Source organism: Nonomuraea sp. B10E15 (assembly GCF_039871615.1).
GTDB lineage: Bacteria > Actinomycetota > Actinomycetes > Streptosporangiales > Streptosporangiaceae > Nonomuraea.
Genome location: NZ_JBDPMB010000001.1, coordinates 1,782,093 through 1,798,410, shown reverse-complemented (window position 1 = coordinate 1,798,410; position 16,318 = coordinate 1,782,093). Strand labels below are relative to the sequence as shown.

The 16,318-nt window shown below is 70.0% G+C and carries 18 protein-coding genes and 1 tRNA gene; 13 read left to right on the top strand and 6 right to left on the bottom strand.

What is annotated here, in order from left to right:
* Nucleotides 1-188: 188 nt before the first annotated feature.
* Entirely contained in the window at nt 189-1,478 is a 1,290-nt protein-coding gene (locus ABGB14_RS08255; protein WP_347642920.1) for an alpha/beta fold hydrolase, read from the top strand.
* 466 nt (nt 1,479-1,944) lie between these two features.
* On the opposite strand, the gene ABGB14_RS08250 is transcribed toward ABGB14_RS08255, so the two are convergent.
* Complete coding sequence (locus ABGB14_RS08250) at nt 1,945-2,694, bottom strand: hypothetical protein (RefSeq protein ID WP_347642919.1); 750 nt, start codon at nt 2,692-2,694, stop codon at nt 1,945-1,947.
* A gap of 139 nt (nt 2,695-2,833) precedes the next feature.
* Here ABGB14_RS08250 and ABGB14_RS08245 point away from each other — a divergent pair, with 139 nt between their 5' ends.
* Together ABGB14_RS08245 and ABGB14_RS08240 are read left to right on the top strand one after the other, a co-directional pair.
* Nucleotides 2,834-3,049: a hypothetical protein gene (locus ABGB14_RS08245; RefSeq protein WP_347642918.1), complete on the top strand. Its 216-nt coding sequence runs from the start codon at nt 2,834-2,836 to the stop codon at nt 3,047-3,049.
* Nucleotides 3,046-3,537, top strand: a complete 492-nt coding sequence (locus tag ABGB14_RS08240; RefSeq protein ID WP_347642917.1) for a hypothetical protein — start codon at nt 3,046-3,048, stop codon at nt 3,535-3,537. Before ABGB14_RS08245 ends, ABGB14_RS08240 begins: the two co-directional genes overlap by 4 nt.
* Nucleotides 3,538-3,857: 320 nt before the next feature.
* On the opposite strand, the gene ABGB14_RS08235 is transcribed toward ABGB14_RS08240, so the two are convergent.
* Nucleotides 3,858-3,934 (bottom strand) — tRNA-Pro (locus ABGB14_RS08235).
* Nucleotides 3,935-4,029: 95 nt separating this feature from the next.
* Between ABGB14_RS08235 and ABGB14_RS08230 the strand changes: the two genes are divergently transcribed.
* From ABGB14_RS08230 to ABGB14_RS08215, 4 genes are all read left to right on the top strand, one after another.
* Nucleotides 4,030-4,455: a hypothetical protein gene (locus ABGB14_RS08230; protein ID WP_347642916.1), complete on the top strand. Its 426-nt coding sequence runs from the start codon at nt 4,030-4,032 to the stop codon at nt 4,453-4,455.
* A gap of 70 nt (nt 4,456-4,525) precedes the next feature.
* On the top strand, nt 4,526-5,071 hold the full coding sequence (locus ABGB14_RS08225) for a hypothetical protein (protein WP_347642915.1): 546 nt from the start codon (nt 4,526-4,528) through the stop codon (nt 5,069-5,071).
* 5 nt (nt 5,072-5,076) lie between these two features.
* Nucleotides 5,077-5,802, top strand: a complete 726-nt coding sequence (locus ABGB14_RS08220; RefSeq protein ID WP_347642914.1) for a hypothetical protein — start codon at nt 5,077-5,079, stop codon at nt 5,800-5,802.
* 6 nt (nt 5,803-5,808) lie between these two features.
* Nucleotides 5,809-6,003: a hypothetical protein gene (locus tag ABGB14_RS08215; RefSeq protein WP_347642913.1), complete on the top strand. Its 195-nt coding sequence runs from the start codon at nt 5,809-5,811 to the stop codon at nt 6,001-6,003.
* 150 nt (nt 6,004-6,153) lie between these two features.
* Here ABGB14_RS08215 and ABGB14_RS08210 read toward each other — a convergent pair whose 3' ends face one another.
* The gene (locus ABGB14_RS08210) at nt 6,154-6,510 is read right to left on the bottom strand and encodes an ATP-binding protein (RefSeq protein WP_347642912.1); all 357 of its coding nucleotides are present in this window, start codon (nt 6,508-6,510) and stop codon (nt 6,154-6,156) included.
* 74 nt (nt 6,511-6,584) lie between these two features.
* Complete coding sequence (locus tag ABGB14_RS08205) at nt 6,585-7,355, bottom strand: SigB/SigF/SigG family RNA polymerase sigma factor (protein WP_347642911.1); 771 nt, start codon at nt 7,353-7,355, stop codon at nt 6,585-6,587.
* 176 nt (nt 7,356-7,531) lie between these two features.
* On the opposite strand from ABGB14_RS08205, the gene ABGB14_RS08200 reads away from it, so the two are divergent.
* Nucleotides 7,532-7,888 (top strand): STAS domain-containing protein, encoded by a 357-nt coding sequence (locus ABGB14_RS08200; protein WP_347643144.1) that lies wholly within the window; start codon nt 7,532-7,534, stop codon nt 7,886-7,888.
* Nucleotides 7,889-7,891: 3 nt separating this feature from the next.
* On the opposite strand, the gene ABGB14_RS08195 is transcribed toward ABGB14_RS08200, so the two are convergent.
* Nucleotides 7,892-8,608, bottom strand: coding sequence for a GAF and ANTAR domain-containing protein (locus tag ABGB14_RS08195; RefSeq protein WP_347642910.1), 717 nt, complete (start codon nt 8,606-8,608; stop codon nt 7,892-7,894).
* A 58-nt stretch (nt 8,609-8,666) separates the two neighbouring features.
* Between ABGB14_RS08195 and ABGB14_RS08190 the strand changes: the two genes are divergently transcribed.
* The 3 genes from ABGB14_RS08190 to ABGB14_RS08180 all read left to right on the top strand — a co-directional run bounded on the left by ABGB14_RS08190 (nt 8,667) and on the right by ABGB14_RS08180 (nt 12,578).
* Nucleotides 8,667-10,502 carry a SpoIIE family protein phosphatase gene (locus ABGB14_RS08190; RefSeq protein WP_347642909.1) on the top strand — a complete coding sequence of 612 codons (1,836 nt, stop codon included), beginning with the start codon at nt 8,667-8,669 and terminating at the stop codon, nt 10,500-10,502.
* Between the two features lie 104 nt (nt 10,503-10,606).
* A complete protein-coding gene (locus ABGB14_RS08185; protein ID WP_347642908.1) occupies nt 10,607-11,710 on the top strand; it encodes a glycosyltransferase in 1,104 nt (367 codons plus the stop codon).
* 148 nt (nt 11,711-11,858) lie between these two features.
* Nucleotides 11,859-12,578: a glycoside hydrolase family 16 protein gene (locus ABGB14_RS08180; protein ID WP_347642907.1), complete on the top strand. Its 720-nt coding sequence runs from the start codon at nt 11,859-11,861 to the stop codon at nt 12,576-12,578.
* On the opposite strand, the gene ABGB14_RS08175 is transcribed toward ABGB14_RS08180, so the two are convergent.
* Nucleotides 12,563-13,630, bottom strand: coding sequence for a helix-turn-helix domain-containing protein (locus tag ABGB14_RS08175; protein ID WP_347642906.1), 1,068 nt, complete (start codon nt 13,628-13,630; stop codon nt 12,563-12,565). The two genes, ABGB14_RS08180 and ABGB14_RS08175, sit on opposite strands and share 16 nt — an antisense overlap.
* Before the next feature lie 75 nt (nt 13,631-13,705).
* On the opposite strand from ABGB14_RS08175, the gene ABGB14_RS08170 reads away from it, so the two are divergent.
* Both ABGB14_RS08170 and pruA read left to right on the top strand, forming a co-directional pair.
* On the top strand, nt 13,706-14,623 hold the full coding sequence (locus ABGB14_RS08170) for a proline dehydrogenase family protein (protein WP_347642905.1): 918 nt from the start codon (nt 13,706-13,708) through the stop codon (nt 14,621-14,623).
* The gene (gene pruA / locus ABGB14_RS08165; RefSeq protein WP_347642904.1) at nt 14,623-16,248 is read left to right on the top strand and encodes an L-glutamate gamma-semialdehyde dehydrogenase; all 1,626 of its coding nucleotides are present in this window, start codon (nt 14,623-14,625) and stop codon (nt 16,246-16,248) included. Before ABGB14_RS08170 ends, pruA begins: the two co-directional genes overlap by 1 nt.
* Nucleotides 16,249-16,318: the final 70 nt, after the last annotated feature.

Below are 16,318 nucleotides of genomic sequence, written 5' to 3'. Positions count from 1 at the left end.
TTTCCTGCGCTGCCGGGTGTGATCGGGCTGGCCGGTGAGGTGGGGCAGGTTCGGGCCTCGCGCCCCTTGCCGCCCGTCTTCATGAAGGCTTCACACAGGCAACCGCACGAGCCACACGTGACCGCGCTTGAGTGCAGCACAAGCACACAGGAGTGGAACGTCAGGTCCGGCGGCTGCGAGGAGAAGACATGCGACATCAGGTACGGCTGTCGACGATGGCGGCCTCGGTGGCTGTGGTGACGTTGGCCGTCGCGGGGTGCGGAGCGGCCGGGACGCCCGCCGGAGAAGGCAGGGCGGAGTCCTCGACCGGCTCCTCCAGGTCGGCCGCCCCCGTCGAAGCGGTCGAGATCGACGAGGAGAAGTGGTTCCGCGAGATCCGCCTGGAGGACTGGGCGGCGAATGGCGGCGACCCCGCCGTGATGCAGGCGGTCCTGCGGCGCATCCAGGAGTCGACGGACGAGCGGGAGAACGCGCAGTGGTTCGACACCGTGATCGAGCCCGGTCCCGGCAACTGGATCACGGAGTGGACCACGGTGGGGAGGGAGGCGCTGGGCAAGGCCGACGCCGCCCGAGCCGGCGGCGATTCCCGTGCCGCGCGGGACTGGTATCGCGCGGCATCGATCTACTTCACGGTGGCCGCCTACCCCCAGCACCGGGAGTCGGCGCACGAGGAGGACGCGTACAGGAGGGCGAAGGACGCCTATGAGAAGGCCGCCCGTCTCGGGGACTCGGGCTTCGAGCGACTGCGGGTGCCCTTGGAAGGCGGAACGTTCGAGGCGTTCCTCCACCTCCCCAAGGGCGACGGCCCGTTTCCCGTCGTGCTCTCCACGGGCGGCATCGACGTCGCCAAGACCCAGAACCGGCCGTTGTTCGACAGGCACCTCGCTCCCGCCGGGATCGCCATGGTCTCGTTCGACAACGCGGGATTCGGCGACAGCAAGGACTGGCCCGCCGACCACCCCGCCATGGACCGCCTGCACAGCGCCGTTGTGGACAGGCTGCGCGAGCACGACCTCATCGACGCCGAGCGCATAGGAGCCGTGGGTGTGTCCTACGGAGGAAACACGGTGGGACGTCTCGCCTTCACCGACGAGCGGGTCAAGGCCGTGGTTTCCGTCTGCGGCCCGGTGCATCAGGCGCTCGACGCCGGCCTCGAGTTCATCGACAACCTCCCGCCGCAGCCGCGGGCGGCGCTGGCCGCCCGCCTCGACGTCCCGGTCGGGGACACCGAACGGCTGGCGCAGCTCGTCAAAAGGACGTCGCTGGTCAACCAGGGCTACGTGGGCAAACAGCGAACTGACACCCCGATCCTGGTGGTGGCCACGGCGGATGACCCCTTCGCGCCGGTCGGCGACATCAAGCGGCTCGCCGCCTCATCCGCCGACGGCGAGGTCAAGATCACCGGCGGCCATGGACACTGCCCGCCGGTCAAGGAGCGCGACCAGGTGACCTGGGACTGGTTGAAACGGCACCTGTGACACGAGACCCGTGACACCGGCAGCTAGGTGAGGCCGGTCCCCGCGGGCGCGGATCTCGCGGGAGGCCGGGATGCCCAGGTCACGACGCGTCAGCTTGCCGCAGGACCGTGCGGCTCCACCGGCTCCACGGCCGGTGCGATTCGCGGCGGGCATCGCGGGCCCCGCCGCCGAGCTCGCGCCCTGAATCCCTGGAACGCCCGCAAGCAGATCCGCCCCGTACGTGCGGCGCTGGGCACACTCGCCGCTTCGTGGTCACTCACCCATGCGCAAGGGTGCCACCCTTACGAGTGACACCCTGCTCGACCAGCGTCGATCTGGTCGGGACGACAGGATGCGACCCTGCGACCCCTTGCCCCCAGGCACATCACGAAGGGGCGGGATCACGATCGATACCCGCCCCCACCTGGTGATACCGTCCCGTGCGGTCCCCTCGGATCCAGGGCCGTCCGGGCCGGTTGTCACTCTGTCAGTCACCCAGAATCTGGCCCGTGGGCTGGTGCTGCTGCCACACGTCTCGGCCGTTGCTCCACAGCTCAGAGGCATGGTAGGCGAAGCGGTCGAACAGGCCGTCATCCTGATACCGCCGCAGGTGCAGCATAGGCGAGTCGTGCCCGACCAGCTTGGCCAGATGAGGCGTGACGAGCATTTCCGAGTCGAACCGGAACACGCTCATGGCGATGTGCTCATCACCGAACCGGGCTTCGACGCCGGGAACGTCTCGTAGCTGCTCGGCTTCCGACAACGTGATCCGGATGCGCGTGGAGACGGTCAGCGGAACGTTCTCCACCTCCTCACGTCGCCGAGTGACCTCGTTCTCCGGATCGCCGACGAGGAACCGGATCTTGCAGCCCTGCTGGGCCTTCCGTTTGAGCACCTTCGCGAGGTTAGGGTGTTCCAGCCACAGGAAGTAGTTCGTGTAACCGGCGAACACGATTTCGTTGCGCGCCGAATTGATGAGATTGCGCCAGATTGATTTCGGACATGCAGAGCGATAGGGATAAACGGTCAAGACTTCCTTGTCCGGCCCGGTTTTCACCGTATTGCGAATTGCATCTGGCCATAGCACGGCGATCTCAACTCCTAGTGCCTCTGCGGCGGCCCATTGGTGTCGCATGTGCGGAACGCGCGTTTCGTCCTGCAGCCACCGTTCCACCGTCTTGACGTCCACGCCGCATCGGTCGGCCAAGTTCTGGTTTGTGACCTGGGCGTTCAGCATGGCTCTGCGTAGGGGGACGTTGGCCACGGTACACCTCGCGCTGGAGGACGTCAGGGACGTCTGGAGCGTAATGCCATAACGTCCTGGACGTCTTGGTAACGCGGTGGGTTTGTCACGCGCAGGTAAGCAGGCTGATCCCATGTCAACCCCGGTGATTCTCGAAGACCTCCAAGCGGCATTTCCCGGTTGGTGCATTTGGCGTAGCTCTGCCGGTCGCATCTGGGCCACCCGGAACGATCGTCGTCTATCCCAGCGCGAGATAGATCACGGCCTGTCCCAGACGACCGACGCGGACGACATCGCCCAGCTCGCCGAGCAGTTGAAGGAGCAGGAAGCAGCGGAGCAGGCACTGTGAGCACCCCGTCCACCAGAGTCGGCTGTCGCGCCGAGATCATGGGGATGCTCCACAGCCCGACATCAACACGAGCGTGGGCTTCCTTCCTCCTCGGACGCCACGGGACCGTTGAAGCGGAGCTGCGTAACGGCACTCTGGCCGTGCTCGCGCTGGACGGAGATGCGCACGAGATGCCCGGAGAGGTGAAGCGCTGGGCAATTCACTGGGATGACCTGCTGATCCACAATGACGAGGTACGACCCATCACGCGATTCGACGGCTACCGCCTCGGCCTGTCCGATCAGCGAGAAGTGGCTGTACAGCATGCGGTACAGGCAAACCAGAAGGTGAGCCTGTGCGGGGAGACGGTGCGCCCGTTGCCGACCCTGGGGTGCTGCCTGCCTTTTCTGCCCACAGCCGCGTGGGCCTGCCCGGCCTGCGTCCGCCTGGTCGATCCTGGAGCAGCGGAAGGCATCGCCCCTGCCATGCCTCTTCTCCCGCCACGCTGACCATCTTGCGGCCTATCCCCCGCCTGCCACCTCGTACGCCGTCGACTCACCGCGTAGCGGCAGCGGGCCGGGGACCGTTACATGAGCGAGTTGTAGGGCCGCGCCTATCCATCGCCGCAGTTCCTTTCAGGAGTACGGGGCGGATCTGCTTTCGGTAGACAGCTTCGGTGACCGCCGTCCCGCGGTGGTCGATGGCGCCGGAGGCTTCGGCACGCTTGATGGCGTACTTGGCGATATATGATCTCTTCGCGCGTTAGTCACTCACCCATGCGAAAGGGTGCCATCCTGATGGATGACACCCTCTTCGACCAGCGTCGATCTGGTCGGGACGACAGGATTTGAACCTGCGACCCCTTGACCCCCAGTCAAGTGCGCTACCAAGCTGCGCTACGTCCCGGTTGTGTCGGCCGCCCCCTGCGGGGCGGGACGTCATAACCTTAGCGCACATCGAAGGTGCACGCGTACACGGAAAGCGGGAGCGGAGGGGGCCGGGTGGGGCGTAAGCCGACCATTGATCGGGATGAGCTGGCCAGGCTGGTCGCCGAGGGGAGGAGCGTGCAGGAGCTGGCCGCTCACTTCGGTGTCAGCACGTCCGGGGTGTTGCAGGCCAAGCGGGCCGCCGGGCTGGCCAAGCCGATGCTCGACCATCGCGCCGCCGTCCCGTGGAAGCTGGCCCGCGCGCACGTCCAGTCAGGGCCCGCCACCAATCTGCGCAATCTGTCGGCGGCGGCGCAGGGGAAGCCGCCGGCGTCCGACCGGCTGAACACGGCGCTGCGCTGGGCGCAGCGGCTGGTGGACGAGGGGCTGGACGTGCGGTACGACCCCGATGCGGGATTCAGCGAGGTCCCCGCGTCACCAGCGGGCTCACATGTCGCGTCGGTGCTGGCCGCGGCGCGGAAGGCGCTCGAAGCAAGCTGAGGGCAAAAGTTTCGGCACGGCTCTCCCGGGAAGTCGGCCGGTCTCGACAAAGAGACCGGAGGCGAACATCATGACCACCTACATCTGGGTGGCCGTCGTCGTCATCGCGGTGGTGGCGCTCGCCGCAGTTGCCTACGTCGTGCAGCAGCAGAAGCGCCGTAACCACCTCCGTGAGCGTTTCGGCCCCGAGTACGAGCGCATAGTCGCAGACCACGACAACCGCCGCGACGCCGAGCAGGAGCTGCTCGACCGCGAGCAGCGGCATTCCGAGCTCGACATCCGTCCCCTGCCGGAGGAGTCGCGGGAGACGTACGCCAACCGGTGGACCGAGGTGCAGGAGCGCTTCGTGGACGCGCCGGGTTTCGCGGTGACCGAGGCGGACCAGCTGGTCACCGCGGTCATGGCGGAGCGGGGTTACCCGACGGATGACTTCGAGCAGCGGTTGTCCGACCTGTCCGTGGGGCACGCGGAGACCCTCGACCACTACCGGACGGCTCACGAGATCAGCGGGCGGGCGGCCAAGAAGCAGGCGTCCACGGAGGAGCTCCGGCAGGCCATGGTCCACTACCGGGCCCTGTTCGAGGAGCTGCTGCACGAGACCACGCGAGGACGGTGAGAGCTATGAAGAACAGCCACGACGAGCTGAAGGTGCCGTCGCAGCGCGCTGACGAGGTACGCGGCGACGACCGTGACGACGGCCGGGCGGCCGCGGACCGCAGGCCCGGGGAGGAGGCCGGAGGGCCGATCGCCGGCCGTCCCGAGAGCACGGGGCGCGCCGACGGCCGCCATGAAGGGCTGGAGCGCTCCGCCGACGAGTACGACCCCGCCGTTCCCGGCGCGGACCCATCGGCCGAGCCGGATGAGGACGCCGCCTACCGGGACCCGTACGCGAGGACCGGTGGCGACCTGCGGGCCGAGCCGGAGCCCGGCCCGGTCGACGTCCAGGCCGCACCCGAGGAGGTCCCGGCGCACGCGGCTCCCCAGGACGTCGTCCTGTTCGACCAGGACCCCACTCAGGTGCAGGCGCGCTGGCGCGACCTGCAGGCGTCGTTCGTGGACGACCCCGGCGAAGCCCTACGGCGCGCCGACGGTCTGCTCGGCGAGGTGGTGGAGTCGTTCACCAGCAGCCTCACGAGCCGCACGGGCGCCCTGCGGGACGGCTGGAAGGGCACCGGTGCGCAGGACACCGAGCAGCTGCGGCTGGCGCTGCGCGACTACCGGAACGTCCTGGAACACCTGCTCGCCCTGTCGGGATCCCCCGGCCAGGCGCCGGTGGGCTCCGGTCAGGCGCCAGTCCAGGCGCCAGTCCAGGCGCCCGGCCAGAGCCACAGCCACGGGATGAGGTGACCTGGCATGCTCGCGATAGTCGCGGCGATCGTCTTTGGGCTGGGCTTACTGCTCGACCTGCTGGGCGTGAACATCCCCGGAGGGGTCTCCGGTATGACGTTCGTCCTGCTGGGACTGACCCTGCTGGCTCTGCACCAGGCAGGCATCGGCACAGCGAGCGTGCGCGGCTACGGCGGCTGGCGTGGCCGCGCCAGGCGCTGACGACGCGCGGTCCGCGCGCCGCCCGGGTGATGTGGCGGCGCGCGGTGTCGCGCCGCGCGGGGTGCGCCGCGCCGGAGCCCCTTCTCCTGATCACGCATTGCCCGGAGTTCCGTCTCCTGGTCACGTGTTCCGGGGAGCCCCTCCCCCGGGTCACGCCTTGCCGGGGAAGCGCATGACGACGGTGCTGCCGGCCTCTCCGGTGTGCACGGTCAGCTCCGAGGCGAGCAGGCGGGCCACCCAGAGCCCCATGCCGCCCACGGCCCCCGGCAGGGGCCCCGGTTTCCACGGGCCCTTGTCGTGAACCTCGACGACCAGGTCACCGCCGGCCGCCCAGGTGCGCAGGACAGCCTGGTCGCCGCCGTGGGTGACGGCGTTGGTGGCGATCTCGTTGATCGCGATGACGAAGTCGGCGACGGCGTCCTCCGCCATGCCCGCCTCGCGGGCCTCCTCTTCGGCGAACTGCCGGACCTGCGGCAGGTCCGGCAGCCGGAAGCGTAGTCGTTTCACGGGCGCGCCAGGGGGCGGGCCCGTGTGGCCCGGCTGGGGCTCCACGTCCTCGTTCACCCGGCGACCGCCCCTGTTCAGCCGACGAGTTCGGCGCGTAGTTGATCGAGCACCTTGCGCAGGATGCGTGACACGTGCATCTGCGAGATCCCGAACTCGGCGGCGATCTCGGCCTGCGTCATGTTGCCGAAGAAGCGCAGCAGCAGGATGTGCTTCTCCCGGGAGGGCAGGGCGTCGATGAGCGGCTTGACGGCCTCCCTGTCGACCATGGTGCTCAGCGTGTCGTCGTCCTCGGGGATGACGTCGCCGAGCGAGGCCGCGTCGTCGTCGGAGCCGAGCGGGGCGTCGAGCGACAGGGTGCTGTAGGCGGCGGAGGCGTCGAGGGTGAGCAGGACGTCCTCTTCGGTGATGTTCATCTTCGCCGCCAGTTCGGCGACGGTGGGCGACCTGCCGAGGTCCTGGCTGAGATCGGCGACGAGCCTGTTGAGCTCGGAGCGGCGTTCCTGGTAGAGGCGCGGCACCCGGATGGCCCATGTGCGGTCGCGGAAGTGCCGTTTGACCTCACCGGTCATGGTCACGACCGCGTAGCCCCTGAACGCGTGCCCGAGGCTGGGGTCGAAGCCGTTGACGGCTTTCATCAGGCCAACATATGCGGCTTGGAGAAGGTCCTCCAGTGGTTCGCCCCGGTAGCGGTATCGTCTGGCGATCTCCATGGCGAGCGGACGGTGCATTTCGACGATGCGTTCGCGCAGCCGCTCGCGGTGGCTGCTGGAGGTGCTTTCCCTGACCATCTCGGCCAGGAGCTCTTCCGCGCTCATCTCCTCGAGGATGTACTCCTGCACAGCCATGGCTGCTCCTCGTACGGCTCGCAGGCGGTCTCCCCCCAAGCAAAGAAGCCCAGGCAGAGGCACGCCTCGCTCAACTATCGAGACGGAAGCCCTCTGCTGGACCTCGCGAGAAGTGTCCCCCGTGCCGCCGGAAGTATTCCTCCCTGGCGTGGTGACAGTAGGGTTGCTCCGTGACAATGCCGGAAAACGGCGACGGGCCCGCGGCGGCTCTGAGCCTGACGTCATCGACCGTCGACTCGGTCACCGTGGTGCGGGTCGACGGCGTGCTCGACGCCACGACGCGCGAGCAGTTCGCCGACTACCTGTCGCTGGCGGGCACCGGCCTGATCCTCGATCTGGCCGGAGTGACGTTCATGGACTCGCGCGCGCTCGGCCTGATCGTGCACCACTGGCAGACGAGTCTCACCTCGGGCGCGAAGTTCGCGCTGATCGGGGTCGAATACTCCAAGTCGAAGGTGATGTGGATCACAGGGCTGGCCCAGCGCCTGCCGATCTACGACACGCTCGACGACGCCCTGGCCGCCATCGGGTGAGGCTCAGCCCTTCGACTTGCGCTGGTGCTCCTCGACCAGGAGCCTGGCCAGGTCGGCCACCTTGACCTGGTGGTGCTGCGAGATCCTGCGCAGTTCCTCGAAGGCGGCCTCGGCCGTGCATCCGCTGGTCTGCATGATGATGCCCTTGGCCTGGTCGATCACCGACCGGCCGGCGAGGGCCTCCTGCAGCTGGGCGGCGTCCGTACGCACCTCGTCGAATTCCGACAGGTTCGCCATGGCCACCCCGACCTGCTCGGTGAGCATGTCGGAGAGCGAGTGGGCGCCCTGCGGCGAGAACGCGCCGGGGCGCACCGAGTAGAGGCCGACGACCAGCACGGCGGGCGCCACGTCGATGGGGACGGCGAGCACCGAGCGCACGCCCCAGCGGGTGGCCAGCGCGTCGTAGCGCGGCCAGCGGGTCTCGGTGAGCACGTCGGAGACGGTGGCCCGTCCGCCGCTCTGCCTGGCCTCGGTGGACGGCCCCTCCCCCAGCTCGTGCTCGCCTTCGACGAGCATGATGAGCTCGCTGTGCGAGCCGGAGACCAGGACCCGGTGATCGCGCCAGTGCTCGGCGGAGGCTCCGGAGCAGCCGGGGACTCCCGCGGTCAGCGCGGTCGTCAGGCCGCGCAGCACGCTCTCTGTCGAGGTGTCCTCCCCGAGGCGGCCCAATGCCGCCAGGTCACGGGCGAGTCCGGGGGTGAGCATCGCGGTGGATTCCATAGCAACAAGCCTCTACCCCTTATGGCTAGCATTATCCCGCGTGGCGTAGCGTCAGACCATGACCACGCCGGACTTCGAACACGCGCTGGACGCGCTGGCCGGGCGCGTCTCATCGCTGCGTGCGGCGAGGGCCGCCTATCCTTCGGACCTCGCGCCCACGCTGGACGCGGCGCTCGCGGAGCTCGACACCGCCGCCGAGCTGCTGGCCGAGGCCAGGGAGCAGTTGCGCAAGTCCCCGAAGCGGGGAGGGGCGAAGAAGGACGGCGGCGCGCAGCGCGAGCTGAAGTTGCTGCGCCAGGTGTTCAGGGCCTTCCCCGTGCCCGTCATCGTGCTCGACGGCGGCGGCGTGGTGCGGCGGATCAACCCGGAGACCTCACGGATGCTGGGCAGCCCCGACGGCTACCTCGTGGGCCGGTCGTTCCCGCTGCTGGTGGACGTGTCGCGGCGGGCGGCGTTCCGGTCGCACCTGACGTCGGTGCTGCAGACCGGGCAGCCGTCGGCGTTCGAGACCCGGCTGGCGCACCAGGGGCGCACGCACACCGTGCAGCTGGCGATGATCAGGCTGACCATGCCGGGCGAGCCGCAGCAGATGGTGGCGGCGATCGCGCTGCCGATCGAGGTGCAGGTGCCCGAGCCGGGCGCGCGCAGGCCCGAGCAGTCCGACGGGGCGCTGCTGCTGGCGGCGGCCAGGCGGCAGGACCTGCTGGTCAAGATGGCCACGTTGCTGCTGGACGAGGAGGCGCTGCGGCGTCCGGTCGCGCTCCCGCGGGCGACGCGGCTGCTGGCGGCCGAGTGGGCCGACTGGGTGATCGCCGACGTGGTGCGCGACGGGGTGCCGCGCCGTTCGGCCGTGATGGCGCCGAAGGACCAGCCTCTGGGTGAGCTGGCCCGCCAGGTGGAGTCCGCCGACCCGGCGACCAGCCAGGTGGTGCTGCAGGTTCTCGACCGGGGCTCCGGCGTGGTGCACGAGATGGTGGAGGACGAGACGCTGCTCGGTTTCTGCGCCGACGGGCCGGTGCTGACGGCGATGGGCGCGAGCTCGCTGCTGAGCGTCCCGATCGGCGGCCGGGACGGCGTGCTGACGCTCGTACGCACGCACGACAGGCAGCCGTTCGCGCTGGCCGACCTGGCCGTCATGCAGGAGGTGGGGCTGCAGCTGGGCCTGGCGGTGCGCGCGCAGAGCAGTTTCCAGAGCCGCGCGCGGGCGGCCGACGCGCTGTCGGCGAGCGTCGCGCCGCGCAACCTGCCCGACATCCCCGGCTACGAGGCGGCGGCCGTCTACCACCCGGGGGCGTCGGTGGGCGCGGAGTTCTACGACGTGTTCCCGGTCGCCGGCGGGTGGGGGTTCGCGTTCGGCGGCGCGGCGGGCAAGGGCGAGGAGGCCGCGTCGGTCACCGCCATGGTCCGGGGCGGCCTGCGGGTGCTGAGCGTCTGGGAGTCCGACCCCGACCTGGTGATGCGGAAGGTCAACGAGGCGCTGGTCGCCCAGGGCTCCGGGCTGTTCGTGATGGCCGTGGCGGGGTTCGTGCAGGGCCGTACGATCCGGCTGTCGTCGGCGGGGCACCATCCGGCGGCGCGGGTGCGCAACGACGGCACGGTGCGCTTCGTCGCGGGCGGCGGCGTGCCGCTGGGCATCGCGGCAGAGGCGGAGACGCAGGTCGAGACGTTGACGGTCCCCCCTGGCGAGACGCTGGTGCTCTATTCGGAGGGCCTGGTCTCCTCCAGGAACGCCGAGGGCGAGCCGTACGGCGACGAGCGGCTGGCCGACGTGCTCGGCCGGTGCGCGGGCCAGTCGCCGTCCACCGTGGTCAAGGCGGTGGAGGCGGACCGGCACGCGTTCTCGGAGGGCCAGGTGTGGGATGAAATCGTGGTGTTCGCGCTCCGAGGTGTCTGATCTGTAGGGGTTTGCGTTTCCGCCAAAGCTGGGTATGGTCGGTGCAGAACGACGTGCCTAAGACGCAGGCACACCTTTGAAGCTTTTCCACGCTGGGGTGTGCCATGAATATCGCGATCGTCGCTTCGTCCAACGGAAACCAGCAGCACCGCATCCTGTCGGTGGCACGTGAGCTGGGGCGCGAACACCACGTCACGATCTACGCCCGCCGTGACGACGCCGAGGGCAAGCCCAGGACGCGGGTGGCCCCGGGAGTCACGCTGGAGCACATCGACGTGGGACCGGCCCGTGATCTTTCCGCGGACGACGTCGTTCCCTACCTCAACGACGTCGGGGCCCACCTGATGAAGCGCTGGCGCCAGGACAGGCCCGACATCATCCATGCCCACTCGTGGACCAGCGGCCTGGCCGCCGTGGCGGGCGCCAAGGGGCTTGACGTGCCGGTCACGCAGACGTTCCACACGGTCGACGCCGCCCACCAGAAGCTGGAGCGGGCGCTGGGCCGCCGGGCCAAGGCGGTCATCGCCGGCTCGGGCGACGAGGAGTCGGCGCTGATCCGGCTCGGGGTCCCCCGCCACAACATCGCCATCGTCCCCTACGGCATCGACACCGAACGTTTCCAGCGTCGCGGCGCGGTCGCCACGAAGGGCTCGCGCAAGCGGCTCCTGCACGTCGGCCCCCTCTCGACCGAACGCGGCGCGCACACCATCGTGCGGGCGCTGCAGGGTCTCGGCGACGTGGAGCTGGTCATCGCCGGCGGCCCCGAACCCGAGGAGCTGGAGACCGACCAGGACGCGCAGCGCCTGCGGGACCTGGCCGAGCAGCTCGGCGTGGCCGACCGGGTCACGCTCCTCGGCCAGGTGAAGCGGACCTCCGTACCGAAGCTGATGCGCAGCGCGGACGCCGTGGTGTCGGTGCCGCGGGAGGCCGTCACGGGGATCGTCGCCCTGGAGGCGATGGCCTGCGGCGTGCCGGTGATCGCCTCGGCCGTCGGCGCACACCTGGACTCCATCGTCGACGGCGTCACCGGCCTGCTGGTCCCGCCCGACCAGCCGGCACGCACCGCGCGCCTGGCCCGCGAGCTGCTGTGGGACCCGACGTTGCGGACCGCGCTCGGCTACGCGGGGGCCGACCGGGCGCGCTCGCGCTACTCCTGGGAGCGGGTCAGCCAGGAGCTGGTACGCGTCTACGAGGCGGCCTGCGCCTGACGCCCCCCATCACTCCGGCAGGCGGCGCAAGCCGCCTGCCGGCACCATGTCCGGAGCTCTGTGACCGGTCTGCTGGTCCTTGTGACGAAACTGGCTGATGTGACGGATGGGGTGTTATCAGAGTGAAATCTTTGCTTCGATGGAGCGCATGTCCCAACGCAGTCCGATCTTGGCGGCCGCGGCGCTCGCATGCGTCGCCGCCCTCCCCCAGACCGCGCAGGCACAGACGACGGGCTGGGGCGACCCGGTCCTCGTGGAGAACTTCGACGGCTCGTCGATCAACACCAAGAAGTGGATGATCTACCACTCCCCCGGGGCCGAGCGGAACCCCCGCACCGGCAAGGCCGCGTCCGTCTCGAACGGCGTGCTGCGCCTCAAGGGCGGCATGTACGGCGGCAAGGACCTGTCGGGCGGCGTGGCCACCCGGCTCGCGCAGGAGTACGGCCGGTGGGAGGTCAGGTTCAAGGCCGAGGCGGGCGCCGGGTACACGCCGGTGGCGCTGCTGTGGCCGACACGGCAGGGTGAGGGCGGCGGCTACGCCGAGGTCGACTTCGCCGAGATCGTCGACCCGAAGCGGCAGGGCGGCGGCATCTTCGTGCACGAGGGGCACAGCCGGGCGCGCAAGACGCTGAAGGCCGACTTCATCAAGTGGCACACGGTGGCGGTCGACTGGCTGCCCGGCCGGCTGACGGTCTGGCTGGACGGCGAGAAGTACTGGGACTACCGCGGCGCGCACGTGCCCAGCGGCCGCCGCATGGGCCTGGCGCTGCAGAACGACGTGGTGTGCGAGCCCCGCTGCCGCGACTCCTCCACGCCCCGCACCGTGTCGATGTACGTCGACTGGGTGAAGGTCTACCGGGCGTCCTGACCGCTCAGCCTGGCGGCCTTGAGACCGAGGTGCACGGCCAGGCGGTCGTCGCCGTCCGACAGATCCTTGTGAGTGAGGCGCTCGGCCTTGCCCAGCCGGTAGTAGAGCGTCTGGCGGTGGATGCCGAGCTCGGCGGCGGTCTTCTGGGCGTGGCCGCCGTGGTCGAGATAGGCCTCCACGGTGTGGGCCAGCTCCCCGTCGAGTGCCGCGGTCTCGGCCGCCAGCTCGCGCAGGTCCGACGGGCCGAGCCGGGCCAGCAGGCGGTGCACGCCGAGGTCCTCCCACCGGGCGACGGGCGCGTGGCGGGGGAAGTGCTCGGCGATGCGCAGGGCATGGCGGGCCTCGCGCCAGCTCAGCCAGGCCTCGCCCGGGTCGTTCCGTGGCCCCCCGATGCCCGCCGCGGTGCCGTACGCGCTCTGGAGGGTCTGCGCGACCTCGCCCGCGAGGTGCGCGGGGGCGAGCAGGGCGACGGGTGAGCCGGCGCGGGCGAGCACGCCGCGCGGCAACGTCCAGAGGGCGGCCACGCGCTCGTCCGACTCGCGTACGGCGACGGCCGCGACCGGCCCTGGAACCTCGATGGCGGCCTCGGCACGCTCCTCGGGATCGGGCGAGAACAGGCCGAGCAGCCCGCGCCCGATGTCCTGCCGGCTCCTGGCCTCCTGGGCGAGCACGGCGGCCGCCCTGGCGACGAGCGGCGCGACGGCGTGCAGGGGCGCGTCGCCCAGCTCGCCCGAGTCGAGCAGCCACAGGTAGCCGTAGGTGACGCCGCGGTGGCGCAGCGGCCAGCAGACCCTCGCCAGGACCTGCAGCTCGGCGTCCGCGGGGATCCTGACCGGGCCGTCGGCCCCGGCGATGCCGTAGCGCTCGAAGTAGTCGCGCACCTCGCCCGTCGCGCGCCTGCGCAGGATCGACTCCTGGCGGACCGTGTCGATGGCGCCGTGCTGCGCGCCGTAGGCCAGCAGCCGGAACGAGCGGTCCTCCAGCGTCGCCGACGCCCCCAGCCTGGCGGCGATCTCGTCGACGATCTCTTGCAGGTCTGCCGATTTGTGCATGTGTATGACAGCCTGCCACATCCGGCGTTACGCGCGTCGATGGCCCCCGCTGAGCTGGGTTTTTAGACTGGACGCATGCTCCGTCAACTGCTGCTCACCGCCTCCAGGAGCGGTGCCGTCCGCCGCGGCGTGTCGGGCTTCCCGCTCACCAGGAGAGTGGTCGGGAGGTTCGTCGCCGGGGAGGGTGTCGAGGAGGCTCGCGACACGGTCGAACGGCTGCGCGACACCGGGCTCGCCGTGACCGTCGACCATCTCGGCGAGGAGACGCGCGACGCGCGGGCCGCGGCCGCCACCACGGACGCCTATCTCACCCTGCTCCGCGCGATCAGGCCGCTGGAACTCGGCGCGAGGGGCGAGGTGTCGGTGAAGTTGTCGGCGCTCGGGCAGCGGCTCGACGAGACCATGGCGCTGGAGCACGCTCGCGAGATCTGCGCCGCCGCCGCGGTCACCGGCTCGGCCGTCACGCTCGACATGGAGGACCACACCACCGTCGACTCCACCCTGACCGTCCTGCGCAAGCTGCGCGAGGACCATCCTTCGACGGGCGTGGCGATCCAGGCCTACCTGTTCCGCAGCGAGCAGGACTGCCGCGACCTCTCCTCGGAGGGTTCCCGGGTACGCCTGGTCAAGGGCGCCTACCGCGAGCCCGCCTCTGTCGCCCACCAGGGCAGGACCACCGTGGACAAAGCGTACGTACGATGCCTGCGCATCCTCATGGCGGGGAAGGGTTACCCCATGGTGGCGACGCACGACGATCGCATGATCGCGATCACGGAGCTGCTCGCCGACCGGTTCGGGCGGACGATCGGCGACCACGAGTTCCAGATGCTCTACGGAATCAGGACCGACCTGCAGGAGGCCCTGGCGGGGGCCGGCCACACGGTCCGCGTGTACGTGCCCTACGGCGACGACTGGTACGGCTATTTCATGCGCCGTCTCGCGGAGCGCCCGGCCAACGTCGCCTTCTTCCTTCGCGCCCTTGGGGGTAAGTAATGGATGCCATCAGCAACGTCCCCGTCCCCGCCAACGAGCGGGTGTACGGCTACGCGCCCGGCAGCGCCGAGCGGACCACGCTGGAGGACCGCATCAAGGAGCTGGCCGGGTCGCAGATCGACCTGACCATGACCATCGGAGGCGAGCAGCGCCTCGGCGGCGGCGCCCCCATCGACGTGGTGCAGCCGCACAACCACGCCCACGTCCTGGGCCGTACCAACGACGCTACGGCTCAGGACGTGCAGGACGCCGTCGACAGCGCGTTGCGGGCGGCGCCCGCCTGGCAGGCGCTGCCGTTCGACGAGCGGGCCGCGATCTTCCTGAAGGCCGCCGACCTGCTGGCGGGGCCGTGGCGGGCCACGATCAACGGGGCGACCATCCTGGGCCAGTCGAAGTCGGTGCAGCAGGCGGAGATCGACGCCGCCTGCGAGCTGATCGACTTCCTGCGGTTCAACGTGTCCTACGCGCGGCAGCTCTACGCCCAGCAGCCGAACTCCTCGCCCGGCGTGTGGAACCGGATGGAGTACCGCCCGCTCGAAGGCTTCGTGCTGGCGATCACGCCGTTCAACTTCACCGCCATCGCGGGAAACCTGCCGACGTCGGCCGCCCTGATGGGCAATGTCGTCGTCTGGAAGCCGTCGCCCACCCAGCAGCTCGCGGCCCACTACACGATGCGGCTGCTGGAGGCCGCGGGGCTCCCGCCGGGCGTGATCAACCTCGTCACCGGCAACGGCCAGGCGGTCTCCGAGGTGGCGCTCGCCCACCCCGCGCTGGCGGGCATCCACTTCACCGGCTCGACCGGCACGTTCCAGCACCTGTGGCGCACGATCGGGGCCAACATCGCCTCCTACCACGGCTATCCGCGCATCGTCGGCGAGACCGGCGGCAAGGACTTCGTGCTCGCCCACCCGTCGGCCGACCCTGAGGTGGTCTCGACGGCGCTGATCAGGGGCGCCTTCGAATACCAGGGGCAGAAGTGCTCGGCCGCCTCGCGGGCGTACGTGCCGCGCTCGGTCTGGAACCGCATGCGCGACGACTTCGTCTCCGTGGCCGAGTCGCTGAGCGTGGGCGACGTGGCGAGCGACCTGTCGACGTTCATGGGCGCGGTCATCGACGGGCGGGCCTTCGCCAAGCACAAGGAGGCCATCGACCGGGCCAGGGCGTCGTCGACCATCGACGTGCTGACCGGCTCGTACGACGACTCCGTCGGCTATTTCGTGAAGCCGACCATCATGGAGTGCGCCGACCCGGCGGACGAGATCTTCGTCAAGGAGTACTTCGGGCCGATCCTCGGCGTGCACGTCTACGACGACGGCGACTTCGACGCGGTGCTCGACCAGATGGAGGGCATCGCCCCGTACGCGCTGACCGGGGCGGTCATCGCCCAGGACCGCTACGCCATCAAGGCGGCCGGCGACCGGCTGCGCTTCGCGGCGGGCAACTTCTACGTCAACGACAAGCCGACGGGCTCCATCGTCGGCCAGCAGCCGTTCGGCGGCGCGCGCGCCTCGGGCACCAACGACAAGGCGGGCTCGATCTTCAACCTGATCCGCTGGGCGAACGTCCGCACGATCAAGGAGACGTTCGTCCCGCCGACCGACCACCGCTATCCGCACATGGGCTGATCGTCCCCAGAACGCCCCCGGCCACCGCGTGTGCCGGGGGCGTTCGTCGTGCGGGAGCCGGACGGATGGC